The sequence below is a fragment of the Chryseobacterium sp. SNU WT5 genome (assembly GCF_007362475.1).
Taxonomy (GTDB): Bacteria; Bacteroidota; Bacteroidia; order Flavobacteriales; family Weeksellaceae; genus Kaistella.
This window is the reverse complement of record NZ_CP041687.1, coordinates 2,923,494-2,944,653: the sequence shown is the minus strand read 5'-3', so window position 1 is coordinate 2,944,653 and position 21,160 is coordinate 2,923,494. Positions and strand designations below refer to the sequence as shown.

The 21,160-nt window shown below is 34.2% G+C and carries 22 protein-coding genes; 11 read left to right on the top strand and 11 right to left on the bottom strand.

From position 1 onward, the window contains the following. Positions 1-109: 109 nt before the first annotated feature. On the top strand, positions 110-967 hold the full coding sequence (locus tag FNJ88_RS13855; protein ID WP_262711480.1) for a bifunctional riboflavin kinase/FAD synthetase: 858 nt from the start codon (positions 110-112) through the stop codon (positions 965-967). Positions 968-1,021: 54 nt separating this feature from the next. Continuing rightward, on the top strand, positions 1,022-1,492 hold the full coding sequence (locus FNJ88_RS13850; protein WP_143853817.1) for a hypothetical protein: 471 nt from the start codon (positions 1,022-1,024) through the stop codon (positions 1,490-1,492). A 4-nt stretch (positions 1,493-1,496) separates the two neighbouring features. On the opposite strand, the gene FNJ88_RS13845 is transcribed toward FNJ88_RS13850, so the two are convergent. Further along, positions 1,497-1,841, bottom strand: a complete 345-nt coding sequence (locus tag FNJ88_RS13845) for an MmcQ/YjbR family DNA-binding protein (RefSeq protein ID WP_143853816.1) — start codon at positions 1,839-1,841, stop codon at positions 1,497-1,499. 109 nt (positions 1,842-1,950) lie between these two features. Here FNJ88_RS13845 and FNJ88_RS13840 point away from each other — a divergent pair, with 109 nt between their 5' ends. Beyond that, positions 1,951-2,604 carry an NAD(P)H-binding protein gene (locus FNJ88_RS13840; protein ID WP_143853815.1) on the top strand — a complete coding sequence of 218 codons (654 nt, stop codon included), beginning with the start codon at positions 1,951-1,953 and terminating at the stop codon, positions 2,602-2,604. A gap of 59 nt (positions 2,605-2,663) precedes the next feature. On the opposite strand, the gene frr is transcribed toward FNJ88_RS13840, so the two are convergent. Together frr and pyrH are read right to left on the bottom strand one after the other, a co-directional pair. Next, positions 2,664-3,218 (bottom strand): ribosome recycling factor, encoded by a 555-nt coding sequence (gene frr, locus FNJ88_RS13835; protein ID WP_143853814.1) that lies wholly within the window; start codon positions 3,216-3,218, stop codon positions 2,664-2,666. A 57-nt stretch (positions 3,219-3,275) separates the two neighbouring features. Next, the gene (gene pyrH / locus FNJ88_RS13830; RefSeq protein ID WP_143853813.1) at positions 3,276-3,983 is read right to left on the bottom strand and encodes a UMP kinase; all 708 of its coding nucleotides are present in this window, start codon (positions 3,981-3,983) and stop codon (positions 3,276-3,278) included. Between the two features lie 132 nt (positions 3,984-4,115). On the opposite strand from pyrH, the gene porQ reads away from it, so the two are divergent. The 3 genes from porQ to FNJ88_RS13815 all read left to right on the top strand — a co-directional run bounded on the left by porQ (position 4,116) and on the right by FNJ88_RS13815 (position 5,877). Then, on the top strand, positions 4,116-5,114 hold the full coding sequence (gene porQ, locus FNJ88_RS13825) for a type IX secretion system protein PorQ (RefSeq protein WP_143853812.1): 999 nt from the start codon (positions 4,116-4,118) through the stop codon (positions 5,112-5,114). A 76-nt stretch (positions 5,115-5,190) separates the two neighbouring features. Continuing rightward, entirely contained in the window at positions 5,191-5,376 is a 186-nt protein-coding gene (locus FNJ88_RS13820) for a hypothetical protein (RefSeq protein WP_143853811.1), read from the top strand. 162 nt (positions 5,377-5,538) lie between these two features. Further along, a complete protein-coding gene (locus tag FNJ88_RS13815; protein WP_143853810.1) occupies positions 5,539-5,877 on the top strand; it encodes a cupin domain-containing protein in 339 nt (112 codons plus the stop codon). Positions 5,878-5,986: 109 nt separating this feature from the next. Here the strand turns inward: FNJ88_RS13815 and FNJ88_RS13810 are convergent, their stop codons facing one another. Then, entirely contained in the window at positions 5,987-7,291 is a 1,305-nt protein-coding gene (locus FNJ88_RS13810; RefSeq protein WP_143853809.1) for a DEAD/DEAH box helicase, read from the bottom strand. 397 nt (positions 7,292-7,688) lie between these two features. On the opposite strand from FNJ88_RS13810, the gene cmk reads away from it, so the two are divergent. The 4 genes from cmk to FNJ88_RS13790 all read left to right on the top strand — a co-directional run bounded on the left by cmk (position 7,689) and on the right by FNJ88_RS13790 (position 9,741). After that, on the top strand, positions 7,689-8,363 hold the full coding sequence (cmk, locus tag FNJ88_RS13805; protein ID WP_143853808.1) for a (d)CMP kinase: 675 nt from the start codon (positions 7,689-7,691) through the stop codon (positions 8,361-8,363). Positions 8,364-8,469: 106 nt separating this feature from the next. Then, complete coding sequence (locus FNJ88_RS13800; protein WP_143853807.1) at positions 8,470-8,853, top strand: YtxH domain-containing protein; 384 nt, start codon at positions 8,470-8,472, stop codon at positions 8,851-8,853. Positions 8,854-8,930: 77 nt separating this feature from the next. Continuing rightward, complete coding sequence (locus tag FNJ88_RS13795) at positions 8,931-9,239, top strand: hypothetical protein (protein WP_143853806.1); 309 nt, start codon at positions 8,931-8,933, stop codon at positions 9,237-9,239. Between the two features lie 4 nt (positions 9,240-9,243). Further along, a complete protein-coding gene (locus FNJ88_RS13790) occupies positions 9,244-9,741 on the top strand; it encodes a phosphoribosyl-ATP pyrophosphatase (protein ID WP_143853805.1) in 498 nt (165 codons plus the stop codon). 13 nt (positions 9,742-9,754) lie between these two features. On the opposite strand, the gene FNJ88_RS13785 is transcribed toward FNJ88_RS13790, so the two are convergent. Next, positions 9,755-10,483 carry an RNA methyltransferase gene (locus FNJ88_RS13785; RefSeq protein WP_143853804.1) on the bottom strand — a complete coding sequence of 243 codons (729 nt, stop codon included), beginning with the start codon at positions 10,481-10,483 and terminating at the stop codon, positions 9,755-9,757. On the opposite strand from FNJ88_RS13785, the gene FNJ88_RS13780 reads away from it, so the two are divergent. Next, positions 10,469-13,036, top strand: a complete 2,568-nt coding sequence (locus FNJ88_RS13780; protein WP_143853803.1) for a BamA/TamA family outer membrane protein — start codon at positions 10,469-10,471, stop codon at positions 13,034-13,036. The two genes, FNJ88_RS13785 and FNJ88_RS13780, sit on opposite strands and share 15 nt — an antisense overlap. A 222-nt stretch (positions 13,037-13,258) precedes the next feature. On the opposite strand, the gene FNJ88_RS13775 is transcribed toward FNJ88_RS13780, so the two are convergent. The 6 genes from FNJ88_RS13775 to FNJ88_RS13750 all read right to left on the bottom strand — a co-directional run bounded on the left by FNJ88_RS13775 (position 13,259) and on the right by FNJ88_RS13750 (position 21,131). Next, positions 13,259-15,871, bottom strand: coding sequence for a DNA gyrase/topoisomerase IV subunit A (locus tag FNJ88_RS13775; protein WP_143853802.1), 2,613 nt, complete (start codon positions 15,869-15,871; stop codon positions 13,259-13,261). Continuing rightward, positions 15,871-16,359, bottom strand: coding sequence for a hypothetical protein (locus FNJ88_RS13770; protein WP_143853801.1), 489 nt, complete (start codon positions 16,357-16,359; stop codon positions 15,871-15,873). The genes FNJ88_RS13775 and FNJ88_RS13770 overlap by 1 nt, the downstream gene beginning before the upstream one ends. A gap of 32 nt (positions 16,360-16,391) precedes the next feature. Continuing rightward, on the bottom strand, positions 16,392-18,284 hold the full coding sequence (locus FNJ88_RS13765) for a DNA topoisomerase IV subunit B (RefSeq protein WP_143853800.1): 1,893 nt from the start codon (positions 18,282-18,284) through the stop codon (positions 16,392-16,394). A 128-nt stretch (positions 18,285-18,412) separates the two neighbouring features. Beyond that, positions 18,413-18,964 carry an NADPH-dependent FMN reductase gene (locus FNJ88_RS13760; RefSeq protein ID WP_143853799.1) on the bottom strand — a complete coding sequence of 184 codons (552 nt, stop codon included), beginning with the start codon at positions 18,962-18,964 and terminating at the stop codon, positions 18,413-18,415. Between the two features lie 176 nt (positions 18,965-19,140). After that, positions 19,141-20,232: a redox-regulated ATPase YchF gene (ychF, locus tag FNJ88_RS13755; RefSeq protein ID WP_143853798.1), complete on the bottom strand. Its 1,092-nt coding sequence runs from the start codon at positions 20,230-20,232 to the stop codon at positions 19,141-19,143. A 347-nt stretch (positions 20,233-20,579) separates the two neighbouring features. After that, positions 20,580-21,131 carry a ferritin gene (locus tag FNJ88_RS13750; RefSeq protein ID WP_143853797.1) on the bottom strand — a complete coding sequence of 184 codons (552 nt, stop codon included), beginning with the start codon at positions 21,129-21,131 and terminating at the stop codon, positions 20,580-20,582. Between the last annotated feature and the right edge of the window lie 29 nt (positions 21,132-21,160).

Below are 21,160 nucleotides of genomic sequence, written 5' to 3'. Positions count from 1 at the left end.
TTAACGCCATTTTTATGGTAAATCTTCTCCTAATTATTTACATTTTCACTTGAATATTAAAGAAAATTTCGCCCGTACAAATTCTGCTCCTTTGGCGCTTTCAATAGGAATGTTTGATGGTGTGCATCTTGGACATCAAAGCATCATTTCCAAATTGAATGCAATATCCAAAGGTAAAGATTTAGAGTCCGCAATTCTGACCTTCTGGCCACATCCACGCAAAGTATTCAGTCCTTCCGACGATTTAAAATTGTTGAATACGATTGAAGAAAAGAAATATTTGCTCGAGAAAAATGATTTACAACATCTATTTCTAAAGGAGTTTGATGAAGATTTCAGAAATTTAACCGGAGAGGAATTTGTGAAGCAGGTTTTAGTAAATAAACTGAAAGTTCAACATCTTATTATTGGCTACGATCATACTTTTGGAAAAAATAAAAGTGGTGATTTTTCATTATTAAAGAAATTAGGTCCTGAATGTGGTTTTGAAGTAGAACAAGTGGAAGCAGTTAATTATAAAGATCTTAATATAAGCTCGACCCAAATTAGAAACGCTTTGTCTAGTGGTGAGATAATTTCAGCAAATGAAATGTTAGGCTACAACTACTCTATTACAGGAAAAGTAGTTCATGGTAAAAAAATAGGAAGAACAATTGGTTACCCAACCGCGAATATCGAAGTTGATGCAATCAAATTACTACCGAAAAAAGGAGCCTATATTGTTGATGTCTTTGTGAACAACACCCCTTATAAAGGAATGCTGAGTATCGGAACCAATCCTACGGTTGAAGGAAAACTAATTACCACAGAAGTTTATATTCTGGATTTTAATGATGATATTTACGGTGAAGAGATTTCGGTAAACTTTCGTGATTTTCTACATGAAGAAATAAAATTCGAATCCCTTGAAAAATTGATTGATCAATTAGATCTGGATAAAAAACGAACCGACGAATATCTGTTTTAAAAAAGAGTTTTTTAATAACACCTTACAATTATCATTTTCCAATTAATATAAGACATGTTAAAAAAATCCGGTATTGCACTTATAAGTTTATTTTGTGTGAAAATGCTTTTCTCACAAGGTATTGCTGCAAATGTAGGTTACGATTACATTGGTAAAAATGCAGCCTACGTTGGGTTGGATTATAGAATTAATGAACCCTCTATTTACAATACCGGCAAAAATATTGGTGTTGGAACATATCTAACTTTCGTTAAGGGTAGAGTACAGTTAATTCCGGTTGCTCATTATATGTATTCACTTGGAAAAGAGATTTGGGAGGCAAATTTGGCGGTAAGCACAAAAAATGTTAGTCCGAGTCTAGGTGCAAATATCTTTAATGGCATCGCTCTTAATTTAGGTTATAATTTCGCCTATCAAGACAACAGTTTTCGCGGTCCCTTTATTGGATTTCACCTCATGCTCGGTGGAAAGTCTTTCTATGACAAAATGAAGTTTTTTTTAAGAATTCAGTCTTACCTTGTTTAGGATATTAAATATTTTCTTTTACGCTTTTTGGTAGTTTATCGAAAACAAGTTGATAAGATTGATCAATTAATCTCTTGATCAAATCTTCTTTTAAACCTGCTACTATGACAGAATTCCAATGTGTTTTGTTCATGTGATAAGCACCCGTTATTTGCGGATGATGCTCCCGTAAGTCTGCGCTCCATTCTGGTTTTGTTTTTACAGAGAAATTTAAAGGATGTTTTTCTAATGGAATCAACATAAACATTTTGCCTCCCACTTTTAGTACCAAAGTGTCTTGATTAAAAGGAAAAGTCTCTTCCACACCTTTTTTCCTTTGAGTGTATTCTAAGATTTGTGTTATATCCATATTGCTATAGTTTAATGTTGATTTGTCGTGGCAATCGCTTTTACTCTTTAAAATTACTAAATTTGTGGGAGAACGAGTATTATATCTTGTTCATTACTTATGTAAAATTATGATCGCATTAATTATAGGTGCCACAGGCGCTACAGGGAAAGAGTTAGTGAAACAGCTTGAAAATGACAATGATTTTGAAGAAGTACATTTATTTGTAAGAAAAGAATTGAAAGATTTTAATCAGAAAATTAAAGTTCATATTGTTGATTTTGATCATCCTGAAATTTGGAGCAATTTAGTAAAAGGAGATGTTGCTTTTTCGTGTCTTGGAGCTACATTGAAAGCAGCAGGAAGTAAAAAAGCACAATATAAAGTAGATGTGGACTACCAATTTCACTTTGCCAAAGCAGCCAAAAAAAATCAAGTCGAAGATTTTATTTTGGTTTCCGCATATGGTGCAGATTCTAAATCAGCGATTTTCTATTCCAGGATGAAAGGCGATTTAGAACAAAAAATTAAAGAATTGAATTTCAATAAATTAACGATTTTCCAACCTGGAATGCTGGACCGAGAAAATTCAGATCGTATGGGTGAAGTAATCGGCTCAAAAATAATCAAATTTGCTAATTCACTGGGATTATTCAAACACCAGAAACCTTTACCAACAGCGATTTTAGCTCAAGCGATGATTAATGCTTCAAAAATTAAATCAAACGGTTACTCAAAAATTAAACTGGCAACGATTTTCAGTTTTGCAGAAAAGAAAGTTTAAAAAACTAAAAAGCCATTACAAAATAATTGAAATGGCTTTTTTATTTATAGCGAAAATACTTATACTTTCATTATTTCAGCTTCCTTCACTTTAAAATGATCGTCGCACATCTTCACAAATTTATCCGTTAATTCCTGGATTTTCGATTCTTGATCTTTAATTAGATCTTCAGAAACATTTTCTAATTTTCTAAGTTCTTTCATTCCCTCCTGACGTGCATTTCTTACTACAATTTTAGAAGCTTCTGCTTCCGACTTTGCTTGTTTTGCAAGTTCACGACGTCTTTCTTCCGTCAATGGTGGAACATTTAAGATGATATTTTCACCATTATTAGAAGGTGCAAAACCAAGATTTGAATTAATGATTGCCTTTTCAATTGCTCCAATAGCACTTTTGTCCCATGGTTGGATAGAGATCGTCATTGCATCTGGCACGTTTACGTTTGCAACCTGACTCAAGGGAGTTGGCGCACCATAATACTCAACCATTACATCTTGAACCATTGAGGTTGAAGCTCTACCAGCTCTGATTTTCTGAAACGCGTGTTCCAAATGTTTGAGAGCGGCATCCATTTCCTGCTCTGACATGCTTGCAATAAGTTCTAATTCTTCCATTCTATCTAAAATTTCTGTTTAATTACTAAAGGGAAAGTTATAATTATTATTATAAAATTACAAATTAACGAGTGTGCCTACTGTTTCTCCTTCTACTACTTTTAAAAGATTTCCTTTTTTATTCATATCAAAAACGATAATAGGAAGATTATTTTCTCTACTCAACGTAAAGGCAGTCATATCCATCACTTTTAAATCTTTTTCGAAAACTTCATCATAAGTCAACGTTTGAAATTTGATTGCATTTTCATTTTTTTCTGGATCACAGTCGTAGATTCCATCAACTCTTGTTCCTTTTAGAATTACTTCTGCATCAATTTCTATTGCACGTAATGTTGCAGCGGTATCGGTAGTGAAATATGGATTACCGGTCCCGGCTCCAAAAATAACGACTCTACCCTTTTCTAAATGACGAACTGCTTTCCTTTTAATAAAAGGTTCTGCTACTTTGTCCATCTCAATTGCGCTTTGCAATCTGGTAAAAATACCTACATCTTCCAAAGCTCCCTGTAAAGCCATTCCGTTGATCACAGTTGCTAACATTCCCATATAATCACCCTGAACACGATCCATTCCTTTTGCGGCACCCGCTAAACCACGAAAGATATTGCCGCCACCAATTACAATAGCAACTTGGCAACCGATATCGGTAACTTTTTTGATTTCAGCAGCATACTCTTTTAAGCGATCATTATCGATGCCGTATTGTCGGTCTCCCATTAATGCCTCGCCGCTCAGTTTAAGAAGAATTCGTTCGTATTTCATTTTATAGTTTATTACTTTTTACGGTGCAAATATAAGGAAACCCAAATAATTTCGTTAATAGAATTATATTTACACCAAAATTATTTCCAAACAATATTAAATAATTTATTTTTACACTTTTAAAACGCATTTTTGAGAAAATATACCGTTGTTTCCATTTTACTTTTTGCTGGCATTTTATCTGCTCAGGAGGGGACCACTGTGTACCCTTTTCTAAACCTTCCTTCTTCTGCGAGACAAGCTGCTTTAGGTGGAGATGCGGTATCTGTTCGTGATTTTGATGTCGCTTTCACAGCTGTAAATCCTGGTTTGATGAATGTGGAGCAAGATAAAATGATCTCCGTAAATTATGCATCTTTTCTCGCAGGCTCACAATATGGGACAATCAGTTATGTAAAAGATTTGGAAGAAGGTCATTTAGTGGGAATTAATGCTCGATATATGGATTACGGAAATATCCCTCGAACTGATGAAAGTGCAGAGATTAATGGCCAATTTGGAGCCATGGATGCAGCATTGGGACTTTCTTATGCTTACCAATTTGATGAAGATTTTACAATTGCAGGTGGCGCCAGCTTCGTAACCTCAAAAATTGATAATTACACTTCTATGGCAGTGTTGGGAACGGCAGGGGTAACGTATCATAATACAATGACGAATGAAACTATTGCGTTGGTTTTTCGAAACTTCGGTTACCAGTTTAAATCATTTAACGGGGTTCGTGAGAATGTTGCTTTTCGGGTTGATTTAGGATATACCAGAATTTTAGATGACTTTCCTTTGGCTTTTACCATCACTGCACATGATTTACAAAAATTAAATATTTCACAAGATTTCAATAATAATGGTCAGGAAATTAACTGGTCACGAAAGATCGCCGATCATCTTTCTTTGGGCGCAGAACTTTTTCCACAGCAAGCATTTAATATTCGTTTAGGATACAATGTAAAGAGAGGAAATGAGTTGGCAGTCTTAGATCAACGAAGTTTTGCCGGACTTTCTGCCGGTTTTGGAATTAAAATCTCCAGTTTTCGATTTGACTACGCCCATGTAAGATATCATAATGCATCAAATGTCAATATGTTTGGCATTACCTTAGATTTAGTGGAAGTTTCGGGGAATCGTAGGTAAATAGACTTCAAAATTAAAATCCATATTTCGCGGTAATTATAACTGTTTTAAGTACGAAATAATCTAATCATAAAAAATGACACAAAAACCGGTATTAGAACTAACAGATCAAGAGCTCTTTGATGAAGCGAAAAAAATAAAATCTACTTCAATCGTTCATGCAGTGCTTTTTGGAGTAATAGTGGGAATAGCAACCTACAGTACGGTAAAAAACGGTTTTGGAATTCTTACCTTTTTCCTTTGCTTTTTCTACCGATGTTAGCTAAAAATAGAGCAAACAAAAAAGCGTTTGAGAAAGAGTTAAGTAGAAGAAACTTAAAATAGATCAGATATGATTCTTTTCATCTTCTACCAATCCAAGTAACAACTAAGGAGATTATACCAAAAAAATTGGTAAATTGAAGAATAATATAAAAAGTGAATTATGAAAACAGCATCTTTAAGAAGCGAGCTTAATTACAACGAAGATAAAGTAGCAGTTACGGTAATGATGGAGACCGAATCATCAAAAGAAATTCGGATCCTGTTCAGAAAAGGACAAACAATGAAAGAGCATAAAGCTGGATTCCCTATTACAGTGGAAATTCACGAAGGTGCCATTGACTTTGGAGTTAAAGGAGAGAAAATGCTACTAAAAGCAGGTGATCTGATTTCTCTAGAAGCTAATGTTCCACATGATCTATTAGCACAGGAAGATAGTATCGTTCGATTGACTTTGTCAAAATTCGACAATGTAGAACGGGTTGAAAAGGTAGTTGAGTAAAACTAATCCTCGGCTTCAAAGCCAACTCTAAAAACAGGTATAAAATTAAAGCGGCCTTTATTTGATAAAAACTCAAATAGAGGCCGCTTCTTTTATTGCTTATTGAAGCTTAAAGTTGCTTATTGTGTTCTGCCAAATAGTTGGCAATTACTTTATCTATTAGTTCTTCTTTCGTTAAATGGTGGAAAATCGTTTTTACCTGTTGTCTGACCTCTTCTGGAATCTCGCGGTTTGGTTTTGTTTTAAAAACTTTTTTGGCCCACACCAACGTATTGTTCAACTCAATATCCTCTGCATTTGCTTTCGAAACTGGCTCAAAGTGGATTCCGAGTTCCTTTTCAAAACCGGCAATTTCTTTTACTTCCTCTTCCTGAATAATCGTCATAGAAAGGCCTTTTGCTCCTGCTCTACCTGTTCGTCCGCTACGGTGCACGTATGCTTCATGGGTATCAGGTAAATGATAATTCACAATATAGGCTAGCTCTTTTACGTCAATTCCTCTGGCAACCAAGTCTGTCGCAACCAGAATATCTATATATCCTTCACGGAACTGCTCCATAATTCGATCGCGAATTCCCGGTGTTAAACTTCCGTGTAAAGCTCCTGATGAAATTTTACGAATTGCAAGATTTTTTGCTAATTTATTTACCGCAGCTTTAGTCTTACAGAAGATAATTCCTCTGCCAGTTCCCTGAGAATTTAAAAAGTGCAAAAGCACGTCTAATTTTTCTATTGGTTCTACCACAATATATTGATGAATAATACCTTCATGCCCTATTGTAGCCATGTCAGAATCAATAGAAATTGCGTTCTTGGACATATAGTTGTGCACGATATCTTTCAATTCACCGGGCATTGTTGCACTAAATAAAAAGGTGCGGTGATCTTTTGGCAATGCTTTCAATATCGGCATTAGATCGTCCTTTAAGGCCTGAAACATCTCGTCGGCTTCATCCAAAACTAAATGTTTTAGAGATTTTACATCCAACTCCCCTTTCTCTAACAAGTCTAAGAATCGGCCTGGTGTCGCCACAATAATATGAGCACCAGCTTTCAGTTCTTCTACTTGGGATTTTACCGTATTTCCACCCGTTAATAGTACGATGGAAACGTCTGGAATATATTTCGCAAAAGTGGTCAGATTATGATAAATCTGCGTACTGAGTTCTCTGGTAGGAGCCAATATTAAGGTCTGAATATTCTTATTTTCGACATTTACCAGCTGTAAAAGAGGTAACCCGAAAGCTGCCGTTTTACCGGTTCCAGTTTTGGCCAGAGCAACTATATCTTCATTTTGATGTAAAATGATGGGAATAACCTGTTCCTGAATATCAGTGGCAACACTTATTTCTAAGTCAGTTAATGCTTTTTGAAGTGGATGAATAATCCCTAAGTCGGAAATAAGTCTGGACATCTTTATTTTTTTTACAAAGATAACTACAGTTTTCTTCAATAGCTAAATCTCGCGGTATTAAAAGAATATTTATTCAACTTTGTGCGGAGAAACTAATAATCTTTGAAATAGATTATATTTTAAAACACAAAAATGGGGAACCGTTTATGCAGTATTTAGACTATCGCTTCTTAAAACATCCGGACCCGCTTTCCACTCTATCTTTTTATCGTCGTTCCTCCTCAAAAAAGGATGCCGTTTCAATCGGGACTAGAAGTTCAGTAGGTCATTTTATTTCAAAGCATTAGTTATTTGCTATCAAATGCAATTGACTGAAAATGAGCCGATGCCTAATGATATATAAACTTTTATTCCGTTACAATTTTTTAGATTCAAAAATAATCAACAAATTTGCGTTATGAGAAAACCTGTTATCGCCATCGACGGCTATTCTTCTACCGGAAAAAGTTCCATCTCAAAGATCATTGCACATGAACTTGGACTGGTTCATTTAGATACAGGTGCTTTGTACCGCGGAATTACTCTATTTGCTTTGAATAATTGTACTACCGCTGACAATCAAATTGATTTACCTCATTTATTTCGAAGGCTATCAGAAATAAAGCTTGAATTTAAAGTAATAAATAATGATTTAGTCACTTTTCTAAATGGAATAGATATATCAAAAGAGATTCGCACCAATAAAATTTCTCAGACCGTAAGCCTGATTGCTCGACAAAAAGAAATCCGGGATTTTTTAATGGAAACTCAACGAGCTGCTGCCAAGAATGGTGGTATCATCATGGATGGACGTGATATCGGCACGGTGATCCTACCAGATGCAGATTTTAAATTTTTCCTGACAGCAAGTATTGAAGAACGGACAAAAAGACGCTTTCTTGAGTTACAGCGTTTAGGAATAGAAGCAGATGAGGATACGGTAATGAAGAATCTAACTCAACGTGACAAAATTGACAGTGAGAGAGAATTTGCACCTTTACGTAAAGCTGATGATGCAATTGTCATTGATAATTCGAATTTATCAAAATTAGAGACGATTCAACTGATTTTATCACATATACAGACTTTTTAACAAAATTTTAAGAGTGTTATTTTTTGATTGGTATATAAATTGCAACTTTCACTATAATGGAGAAATCCAGGACGTAAAATTTATTAACTATTAAAAATTAACTAAAATGTCTAAAAAAGGTAATAACGCAGCGAGTGTTTTGGCAGGTCTTCTTGCAGGTGCTGCAGCAGGTGTAGTATTAGGAATGCTTTATGCTCCAGAAGAAGGTGCTGAAACAAGAAAGAAAATTAAATCAAAAGCAAATGATCTAAAAGATCAGGCTGTTGATCAGTATGGAAAAGTTTCTGAAAAAGCGAAAGAACAGTACGAAGAAGTATCTGGGAAAGTAAAAGATCAATACGGAAACATATCTTCTCAGGTGAAAGATACTGCAGACAGAGTGATTACTTCTGTAAAAGATGGTTATGACAAATATAAAGATCAAGCAGTTGCAACAACTAAAGAAGTTGTTGGAGATGTAGAAAATAAATTAGACGGAATGAAATCTTAATTTCTGTTCTAACTAATTCCTCAAAAAAAAAGGAACTTATTTTAAGTTCCTTTTTTTGTAACTTTAAAAAAAATACTATGGTAGAAATAATAAAAGAATTTGCCACTAAAAAATTAGACTTGCTAAAAATGGAAGCGACGGAAAAGTCTGCGCTAACTGCGGGTACACTTACTTTTCTTGTGATTGTCTCTGTAGCAGCTTTATTTTTTATCATTTTATTTAATATTGGCTTGGGCTTATTAATTGGTCACTGGCTTGGTAATTACGCCTATGGAATTTTGATAATTGCAGGGCTTTATTTATTGATTATATTGATAACATTCCTGTCTAGAAAAATGATTAAAAATTCCGTGGCAGATAAAATTATTAAATTAATAAATTCTTAAGAAAATGAGTACAAAATATAACAGTTTAGAAGAACTTAGGAGAAAAAAGGAATTACTTAAAACGGAAGTTTCTGATTTACAGGATTTAATTACTTTTGATAATACCAAAGAAAGCTTAAGTGCACTTACTCATGGATTTACAGATAGATTTTTACAGGAAGAGCCTAATTTAGAAGGAGAATCAACAATAAGTTTAAATAGAAACGAGATTGTTAAAGAAATTAGCAATCATGTCAAAGATTCTTTTTTTAATAAAAATGCTGTTTTAGGTTTTGCAAAAAGTGATGCAGGGTTAAATGTATTTCAAAATACATTAAAAATTGGTGCAGTTTCTCTTATCGGCAATTTTGCTAGAAAAAGTATCCAAAACAAAAGCTGGAAAAAGAAACTGATTGGCTTGGCGCTTATTTACTTGGCTCCTATTGCATTGAGATTTGTAAGAAAAAAGATTGAAGCATATCAAAAGAATCAAACTACTTCCAGTTTCGAACAATTAATTTAAAGAATAATCTTTCTTATCGATTGGAAAAAATCTTGCTGAGAATTATTCCGGCAGACATCGCTACATTAAGACTTTCTGTAGATTTTGTATTTCCAAACCGTGGAATTGTTACACGATTTGTCAGTAAATTTTTCATTTCGGGGCGGATTCCATTTCCTTCATTGCCAAGAACCAAACTAAATTTTTGGGGAAATTTGTATTGATACATATTTTCGCCAACCATGTCTGTACCAATTATTGGGGTGTCATTCTCAGCAAAATAGGTTTCGAGCGAGGTATAAGCAATGTTCACACGCAGGAACGATCCCATGCTTGCCTGGATCACTTTTGGGTTATAATAATCCACAGTGTCTTCACTACATATAATTTGGTCAATTCCAAACCAGTCAGCCAATCTTATAATCGTACCCAAATTTCCAGGATCTTGAATTCCGTCCAGAATGAGCTGTACTTCATCATGTGGATTGATACAATGTTCTATTAGTTCACAAACAGCAATTGAATCTTTAGGATTCTGCAGAAAACTAATTTTCTTTAGTTGATCAGTAGTAATTTCTACAATATTTAAATCCTTATTATCAAAATCATGGGGATTGAGGCAGTATAGTTCCTTAATCTTATATTTAGATTTTGGGATTTCCTTGATGGTTTTATTCCCTTCAACCAAAAACAAATTGTATTTTTGTCTGAACTTCTTTTTTTCAAGAGACTGTAAAATTTTTATTTTATGAGCCGTAAGCATTATTCAAAATATTTTCAAAAGTATTACTTATTTTTTTCATCTGCAATCACGATTCTTTTTTTATATGCGTGTAGTACCACAAAAAAAGTTCCTGATGGTGATTATCTCCTCACCAAGAATAATTATAGATATGAGGATGGTAAAGTTCATGACGATCAGGTTCCCGATCATGTGAGCCAAAAACCAAATAAAAAACAACTTTTTATTTTGCCGGTTGGCTTATGGTTATACAATGCTACGAATCCAAAATATGATTCGATTCTTGCAGAGTACATGACCTATCCTAATGAAGTAAGAGATCAAGCGCTCCGCGATTCATTATTTATAAAATACAAGCACCCAGAATATGTCGGGAAAAGTCTCTTCTACGAAAGATTCCTCCAGAATTTAGGTCAACCCCCTGTGATTTTGGACCAGAGTAAAACGGAAAGCAGTGCCAATTCAATTCGTAAATATTTGGTTTATCGTGGATATTGGGATACGGATGTGAAATTTACACACGATTTAGATTCAGCAGCAAAAAAAGCAAAGGTCAATTATTTAATTACACATAAAGATCCAACCTATATCAGCGATTATTACTATAATATTCCTGATCCTGCAATTAAGAATATCTATGAGCAGGACTTAAGCAGAAGTTTAATTCGTGGCAAAAAAGTCTTGGATCAAGCTGATCTAGAAAAAGAGGTGAAACGGATTAATGACTTGATGAAAGATGCAGGATATTATAAGTTCAATAATTCCAACGAAGAAATATACTTCACCGCAGATACTTTACAAAGCAGAAAAAATGTTCCACTAACAATGGATATCCATAAAGATTCAATTGATTCTGATTATAAAATCACTACCGTTGGGAAAATTAAAGTTCATGTTTTAGAAAAATTAGCAGATACTGCCCAAACCAAAAAAGACTCTCTTTTTGGAATTAATTTTTATAAACTGGGTAATCAATACAAAACCATGTCATTATGGCGTCCGATTATTTTAAAAAATGGCGAGAAATATAATCAAAGTAATTTAGATTTAACTAAAAGAAATATCTCCTCGATGAATAATTTTAGCATTATTAAATATGATGAGATTCTTCGAAAAGGAAGTGACAGTATTTTAGATGTTAGTTACTATTTGGCACCACTCTCAAAATATGATTTCAAAGCAGCTACAGATATAAATTATTCTCAAATTTTAAATTTAGGCGTTTCACCATCCGTTGATTTAACAACGAGAAATATATTTGGAGGTGCAGAAAATTTAACGACAAGTATTTCTGGGATATTTGGTTCTGTAGTCAGTTCAAAAGATACTGGCAAAAGAATTATTGCCTATGAGATATCGGCGCAGGCAGCCTTAAGTGTTCCCCGTTTAATGATGCCCTTCAAAACGTGGAAGTTGATTCCAAAACGGTACTCTCCTACTTCTTCTGTTATTTTAGGTACTTCTGTTCAAAATAATATTGGTCTTGGTAGAATTGGTGTTAATGGTAGTTTAAATTATTTCGCCAATGTGAATGATATTGTATCTCATCGTCTTTCTCTTTTTAATACCCAGCTTAGTTTCACCAGAAATAAAGACAGGTACTATGAATATTTCCCTCGGGACGCAGAATTTCGTGATCAAATGTTTCAAATTTACTCCCCTTCTTTATATCAAGACTTTAAGAATGGACTGGTAACTTCCGACTATGTTTCATCTAGAATTATAGGAGACATCCCATTTCAAGAGTCTCTAACCGGCGATCAACTAGGAACATTAAATACGTTTCGCCAATCCTTAATTAACAAAGACAGGCAAACGCAGGATATTTTAATATCGTCAATGATTTATAATTTTATTTATAATGAAATTGGTAAAAAAGACCGACCTAACCCTTTCTATTTTAATGCAAAATTTGAATTGGCAGGGAATGTTTTTGGAATATTTAATAACAGGAAAAAAGAAGATGGAGTAATAAGCGGGCCTTCTAAAACAATATTTAATATCCCTTATTCTCAGTTTGTGAAATTCGATTTTGATGTCAGAAAATATTTTACCTTTTTCAACGATAAGCATACTCTTGCTCTGAGGCAATTTATCGGTGTTGGTATTCCTTATGGTAATTCATCTACAATGCCTTTTGTACGTTCCTATTTTAATGGGGGATCTAATGATATTCGTGCCTGGCGAGTGTTTGGTGGCTTAGGACCATCTGATTCGCAATTAGATGAGAAAGTCCGTTCTTATATCATGGATAATGTAAAATTAACTACCAATATCGAATATCGAGTTCCGTTTAGTAAAATGTTTGAAGGAGCAGCTTTTGTGGATGCCGGTAATATTTGGAGTTTAAAAGATAATGGATTTGGAGATGAATTTAAGTTTAACAAGTTCATTTCTCAAATGGGAGTTGGAACTGGAGTTGGCGTACGAATCAACGTTGCGTACATCACTTTGAGATTAGATGCTGCTTATAAAGTGTACGATCCCAACCAACCGATGGGAAATCGTTGGGTCATTGAAAAATGGCAACCTCTAAAACCCGTTCTTAATTTTGCATTCGGATACCCTTTCTAAAAATAAAATCGCAGTTTGAACTGCTATTTTTTAGTTTAACTAAAAATAGAATAAATCGATGAACTGTTCGCAGAGAAAATACAATAATGATGATATGTGGATATATCTATAAATTTTTAAAATAATCTTTGTTTACTACCTTTTCTAGAAAATAGAACATAAATTATTCTGATAGAGAATGATTCCGTCATTTTATAGGTTTGTAAACAAGAAAGTAATTTTTTATTCTTCCGGAACATCAAATAAATCACCAATCATTCCTTCTTCTGGAAAATCTTCGTCTTTTACATCTTCATCAATAAAACTAATATGTCCTTCCGTAGCTTCTACCACATCAAATCCTTCATGAATTTCTTCTTCTGGTTCTGGAATTATGATGTTAATAGATTTTACTTTATCCTTAATAAATTGATTACCAATTGCTTTAATACCTTTAATAGAAATAAATTCATCTATATTAATGATTTCCGGATCTTTCTCTATTCCTTTTACTTTGACAAAAATAATTTCTGCAGTCGCATTATTCGCAACCAAAATATTTTCTACAAATGATTTTGGATGGTCAGAAGGCATGAATTGTTGTACATTGGTCGTATTCTCGAGCAGGAATCTTTTGATAAAATAAATCTGCTTTTCGCCATCAAAATAGATGCAGGTGATCGGCTGTTCAGGATTCCATTTTTCAAGGATTAAATACTCATCATCAAACCGATTACTTAAATCGAAAGTAATCAACTTCGCTTCTCCTTGTGAATTAATCGTTAATATTTTATCATCACCTTTGAACGTACCAAGTAATGTTCCTCTGGCATCAGCATTTAATCTTCGTACCGTATCATCAAACCAGATTTTTCTGGGAGCTAAAGTAGAAATCCCTTCTTCTTTTAAATCAACTTTTTTAACGGTATATTTTGTAACAACATTTCCTTTGGAGTCACGGCCTTTAATCGCTAGTTCTGAGAAATCAATGTCTATTTTATTTTTACGGACTCTGGCATTTGGTTTTAGCAGTACGCTTACTTTCTCTGCCTCGCCATTAGGATTTGCGGAGAAGTAAAGCATTTCGGATCCTTTTTTATCAGAAGCTAACTTATAATCGTTATTTCTAGTAACACCGGTAACTGAAAAACGTTTCATATAATACGGACCTTCTTTACCTTCACGGTAAATCATGTTGTAAACCGTGCGCTTATCATTCTTTTTCCAAATGGCAACGTGTTCTATATTTTTACCAATAAAAGTTTTCGGTTCCACTTTTACCACTTTCATCGTTCCATCTTTCTGAAAAGTGATAATATCATCGATATCTGAGCAGTCAAACAGATACTCGTCTTTTTTAAGCGAAGTTCCAATAAAACCCTCCTCGCGATTGACATAGAATTTCTCATTTGCTACAGCAACTTTGCTGGCATCGATAGTATCAAAAATTCGAAGTTCTGTTTTTCGTTCTTTTCCTTTACCGTATTTTTTTTGAATATTAGTATAATAGGTAATTGAGTAAGGAATTAAGTGTTCCAGATTGTATTTTACCAACTCTATTTTACCTTCCAGCGCCAAGATATTTTCTTTAAACTTATCAAGATCAAAACGTGAGATTCTTTTGATTCGAATTTCTGTCAATCTTAAAATATCTTCTTCTGTTACAGCTCGTAAAAGATGCTTCGTATGTGGTTTCAGTCCTTTATCAATCGTTAGAATAACTTCATCCCAAGATTTCACTTCCTCGATATCGTGGTAGATTCTGTTCTCAATAAAAATTCTTTCTAAGGAAGAAAAATGCCAGTTTTCCTGCAATTCATGCAGTTCAATCTGAAGTTCTTTTTTTAAAAGAGAAACGGTATGATCCGTATTTTGTCTCAGAATTTCTGAAACGTTAAGAAACATCGGTTTATTTCCTACAATTACACAAGCATTCGGCGAAATCGGGATTTCGCAATCAGTAAATGCATATAAGGCATCAATGGTTTTATCCGGTGAAACATCATTGCTTACATGAATGTTTATTTCTACCTGATCAGAAGTATTATCCTCAATTTTTTTGATTTTAATCTTTCCTTTTTCATTCGCTTTAATAACAGAATCAATTAGATCACTTGTGTTTTTTCCGAAAGGAAGTTCTGTAATACAAAGTGTATTTTTATCTTTTTGAATAATTCTTGCTCGCGCCCGAATTCTTCCGCCACGTTCCCCATCATTGTAGTGAGAAACATCAAGCATTCCTCCTGTTAAAAAATCTGGAAATATCTGAAATTTCTTTCCTTTCAAATGTGCGATAGAAGCGTCGATCAATTCATTGAAATTATGAGGCATAATTTTCGTAGAAAGTCCTACTCCAATTCCTTCAACTCCCTGTGCTAAAAGCAAGGGGAATTTCACTGGAAGGTCTATTGGTTCATTATTTCTGCCATCATATGATTTTGCCCACTCTGTTGTCTTCGGGTTGAAAACTACTTCTAAAGCAAAAGGGGTAAGTCTTGCCTCGATATATCGTGCTGCTGCGGCTGAATCACCGGTATAGATATTTCCCCAGTTTCCCTGAGTGTCAATAAGGAGTTCTTTCTGTCCGATTTGTACCATAGCATCTGTAATTGACGCATCACCGTGTGGGTGGTACTTCATGGTATTTCCAACTACATTAGCTACTTTATTATATCTTCCATCCTCCAGCTCGCGCATGGAGTGCATAATTCTTCGCTGTACCGGTTTAAATCCGTCAAAAATAGAAGGAATTGCCCTGTCCAAAATTACATAGGACGCGTAATCTAAAAACCAATCTTTATACAGACCGGAAACTTTTCTCAGGGAATCTTCCTGATGATTTTCTTGCTCTTCCATTAAATTATCGTCTCAATCTTTTTTTCTCTGTTATTTCTGATCACTCGGCTAAGGGAAATTTTAAGGTCGTGTAATTCTTTCTTTGTTAAATAGGAAACGTCATACTTTAGCTTTACTGTTCCACTTTTTTTGCTGGAAATGGTAATATACAATCTTTTTAAAACTACCGCATTTACAATTTCATATTCCAGTAATTTGTATTTTGGAAATTCATGAACTACTGGTTTATCAAAAAATAAAACTACATTTTGATTTTTGAAATTAAGTGCTTCACCCTCACTGTCATATTCAAAAATCTGCCTTCCCCGTAAATAATAGATTATCGCAATAATAGTGGGAAAAATCAGTATTAAATAGCTGCTGTTTCCCATTAAATTAAGCTTGTATCGATCCGTTATAAAAAGAACGATGGCCAAAACCATCAAAATACATACTACGGTCGAAACAAAATTAAAGCGGCCTACTTTACTTCTGTTATTTAATCTCATCTGTGTTTGTGTTTGTGTTTGTGTTTTTCTTATTAGTCTTCTTCTAATTCGCTATCAACAAATATTTCTTTATTTTCTATTTCTGGATTTTCTACTACCAAATTTTCAAGAATAAATAATTGACGGTCTGGCGTATTTTTACCCATATAAAACTCTAATAATTGTTCTATCGTTTGATCTTTTCCAAGTACAACCGGTTCCAAACGAATATCTTTTCCGATAAAATGTTTGAATTCATCTGGAGAAATTTCACCTAACCCTTTAAATCGGGTGATTTCAGGATTTTTACCCAGCTCATCAAGTGCTTTCACGCGTTCTAATTCTGAGTAACAATACCGTGTTTCTTTTTTATTTCTTACCCGGAATAAAGGAGTTTGCAGAATATATAGGTGCCCGTTTTTGATAAGATCTGGAAAAAAAGACAGAAAGAAGGTAATCATCAAAAGACGAATGTGCATTCCATCAACATCCGCATCAGTAGCGATAATTACGTGGTTATATCGTAAATCTTCCAGAGAATCTTCAATATTTAAGGCCGCCTGTAAATAGTTAAATTCTTCATTTTCATAAACTACCCTTTTGGTAAGTCCATAACAATTCAGAGGTTTACCTTTTAAAGAAAATACTGCTTGAGTTTCCACATCGCGAGATTTTGTAATCGAACCTGATGCAGAATCTCCCTCGGTGATAAAAATCATTGTCTCGCCTTTTCGCAAAGCTTTCTGATCGTTATAATGCTGTCTGCAATCTCTCAGTTTTTTATTGTGAAGAGACACTTTCTTTGCTCTTTCTCTTGCTAGTTTCTGAATACCAGAAAGTTCCTTCCGTTCTCTTTCAGAAATAATGATTTTTCGATGAATTGCTTCAGCAATCTCTGAATTTTGATGTAGAAAGTTATCGAGTTTATTTTTGAGAAAATTGGTAATGAAAGTCCGGACGGTTTCTTTACCAGGTTCCATTTCATTCGATCCTAATTTCGTTTTGGTCTGTGATTCGAAAACCGGTTCAATCACCTTTATAGCAACTGCCGCAATAATAGATTTGCGAATATCTGTCGCTTCAAAGTTTTTATTGAAATATTCACGAATCGTTTTCACATACGCTTCACGAAATGCATTTAAATGCGTTCCACCTTGCGTAGTATTTTGCCCGTTAACAAATGAAAAGTAAGTTTCTGACTGTGATTTGTCTGAGTGGGTAATTGCGACCTCAATATCCTCATCCTTTAAATGAACGATCGGATAGATGATCTCTCCTTCTATTTCTTCCTGCAACAAATCTTTTAATCCGTTTTCAGAAAAATAGGTCTCTCCATTAAAAATTATTTTTAACCCAGGATTTAGGTAACAATAATTTTTAAGCATCTTTTCGATGTACTCTTTTCGAAACTTAAAATGGGTAAAAATGGAAGTGTCAGGAATAAATGTGATTTCAGTTCCGTTTCGATCGGTAGATTCAGCTTCTTTGAAATCCTCTGTGATCAATCCTTTTGAAAATTCCGCTATTTTCATTTTTCCATCACGAATAGATCTAACTTTGAAAAATTCGGATAGCGCATTAACTGCTTTGGTTCCTACTCCATTTAGACCCACTGATTTTTTAAATGCTTTTGAATCATATTTTCCACCGGTATTCATTTTAGAAACCGCATCAACTACTTTCCCTAGTGGAATTCCACGACCATAATCCCGAACAATAGCTTTGCCATCATCAATTTTTATTTCGATTCGCTTCCCCGATTTCATAACAAATTCATCGATTGAGTTATCGATGATTTCTTTGAGCAAGATGTAGATTCCGTCGTCAGCCGAAGAACCATCTCCTAACTTCCCGATATACATTCCCGGTCGAAGGCGGATATGTTCCTGCCAATCGAGGGTTCTTATATTATCTTCAGAATAATTTACAGTAGAGTTATCGCTCATATATTTTTGAAAGTACTTTAAAATTCAGTAACTCACAAAAATAGCGAAAGCAAATCGATATTTAAAATTTTGCGCAAAAATTTTACCCCATATTAAAATTTGCAAACTTTTCTGCGATTAAAAAAAGCCTAATCTGTTAAATTATTAATCCATTTTTCAAAGGCCTCCAAAAAATCTTTCAGGAATTTTTCTGTTTTCTCATTTACGGTAATCCCATCTTCCAATAAGCGATCTTTAATTCCGCCTATGTATGCTTCCGGTTGTTGCATCATCGGAATGTGAAGTGAGACGGCGGCATTTCTGATTGTTTGGTTTGCTCCTAACCCGCCAATTGCACCAGAGGAAACCGTAACTACTGCTCCAGGTTTTCCTTTCCATGAATTGTTCTTTGGAGGCCGGGCTCCAATTTCCATGGCATTTTTTAGAACTCCTGGAATAGTTCTGTTATACTCCGGCGAAATAAAAAGTATTGCATCAGATTCTACAATTTTCCCTTTAAAATCGATCCACTCCTGCGGTGGATTATTTTCTATATCTTCACTGAACATGCACAAGTCACCAATTTCTACAATAGTCAGCTCTAAACCTTTTGGTGCAACTCGCATGAATTCTTTTGCTACTTTTCTATTGAAAGATTCTTTTCTTAAACTTCCTATGATAATTGCTACTTTCTTTGTCATTTATTTTATTTAAATATAAAGTTACAAATTGAATTTCTTTTTAACCCAATCCTGTGTGGCTTTAACAGTAATTTAAGTTTTATTTGAATAATAAAGTCATAAAAAAAGCGAACCAAAGTCCGCTTTATAAATTGGGTGGAGACAGCCATTTTAAAACATCTCCATTCGTCCATCCTTTATACGTTGAATCTGAAATTCATCATATCACCATCCTGAACAATATATTCTTTTCCTTCTACGGAAAGTTTACCAGCTTCTTTCACTTTAGCTTCAGAGCCAAATTTTAAGAAATCTTCATATTTAATTACTTCCGCACGAATAAATCCTTTTTCGAAATCAGTGTGAATAACTCCTGCAGCTTGTGGTGCAGTCCAGCCGCGACCAATAGTCCAGGCACGAACTTCTTTAACTCCCGCAGTGAAATAGGTTTGCAATTTCAATAAATCGTAGGCTTTTCTGATCAATCGGTTTACACCCGGCTCAGTTAGTCCTAATTCATCTAAGAACATTTCCCGTTCTTCGAAAGTTTCTAACTCATTAATATCAGCTTCGATCTGAGCGGCTAAAACTACAACTTCTGCATTTTCTCTGGCAGCCATTTCCTCGATCTTAGCAATCCATTCATTTCCGTTTTTAATCGAATTTTCATCAACATTACAAACGTAAAGAACTGGCTTGTTAGTGAGTAACTGTATTTCCGAAATAATTGATTCAGCAAAATCATCCATAGGGAACTCACGCGCGTTGTTCCCTTCCTCTACAAATTTCTGAAGATTAAGAAGCGTTTCATAAGTCATCACATCATCTTTTTTACCAGATTTAATGAACTTTTTTGCTTTCTCAACAGACTTTGATAAGGTTTCAATGTCTTTTAACTGAAGTTCGATATCGATAATTTCTTTATCTCTAATGGGATCTACAGAACCTTCAACGTGAACAATGTTTCCATTTTCAAAACATCTTAAAACGTGAATAATCGCTTCACATTCTCTAATGTTCGCCAAGAATTTATTTCCTAAACCTTCTCCTTTACTGGCACCTTTTACCAAACCTGCAATATCAACAATTTCTACGACTGCTGGCAAAACTCTTTCAGGCTTCACTAATTTTTCAAGTTCAAACAAACGCTCGTCCGGTACAGAAACGGTTCCAATGTTTGGTTCGATCGTACAGAAAGGATAGTTGGCAGATTGCGCTTTGGCATTGCTTAAACAGTTAAAAAGGGTTGATTTACCTACATTGGGTAAACCTACGATTCCACATTTCATATCTTTAGTTCAAAGTTTATAAATGAAGGTTTAAAGTCGTCTTTAAACCCATTAAATTGAGAGTTGGCAAAGATAAAGATTTTGAGTGAGTTATGGAATAAAAAAAATCTGCCTTTTGACAAAGCAGATTTTAATAGTCTTTTATAAATTTGAACATATTATCTGTCTTTTTTAAACCACAAAAGTCACAAAAGTTTTTATTAAAAAATATTGTTAGAGTTTGTGAAAAATATTTTTTAAATTTCACAAAAGTTTGGAAAATCAAAGATTTTCAAATTTGTGTAGTGCCGAATTTCGTAGTGAAAATTGATTCTTTTGTGACTTTGTGGTTGGAAAATTCTCAGATATTATGGTTTTTCAGAAGTTGCGTCTCTTGCCAGTTCAGCGTCGTCGGGAGCTTGTCCTAAGTATTTATCTAAGTTAAATAACGATTCGTCACTTGCTTCATTTCCGCCCGCAATTTTTAATTTATCAATAAGATCCATCGCCAACGTTTCTTCTTCAATTTGTTCTTTCACAAACCATTGCAAGAAATTCCAGGTTGCCCAGTCTTTTTCTTCAAAAGCGATATTGACCAAATTGTATATTTTCTCTGTGTTTTCAACTTCATGTTTAAAAACCCGATCAAAACATTCTTTTAAATTTTTAGGATCTTTATCAGCCGCTTTCAAAGCAGTTACGGTTGGTTTTCCACCTCTATTTAAAATATATTCCATGAATTTTATGGCGTGATTGCGTTCCTCTAAAGAGTGGCGAAATAAAAAATTTCCTATTCCATCATAACCTTCATCACTTGCCCAAATCCCATACGATAAGTAAACATGTGATTGGTATAATTCTACATTCATTTGTTCGCTCAACGCTTTTTCCAACGCAGCTGATAGTCTTTTAGTGTTCATAATTAAAATTTTTAATGATTAGATATTTA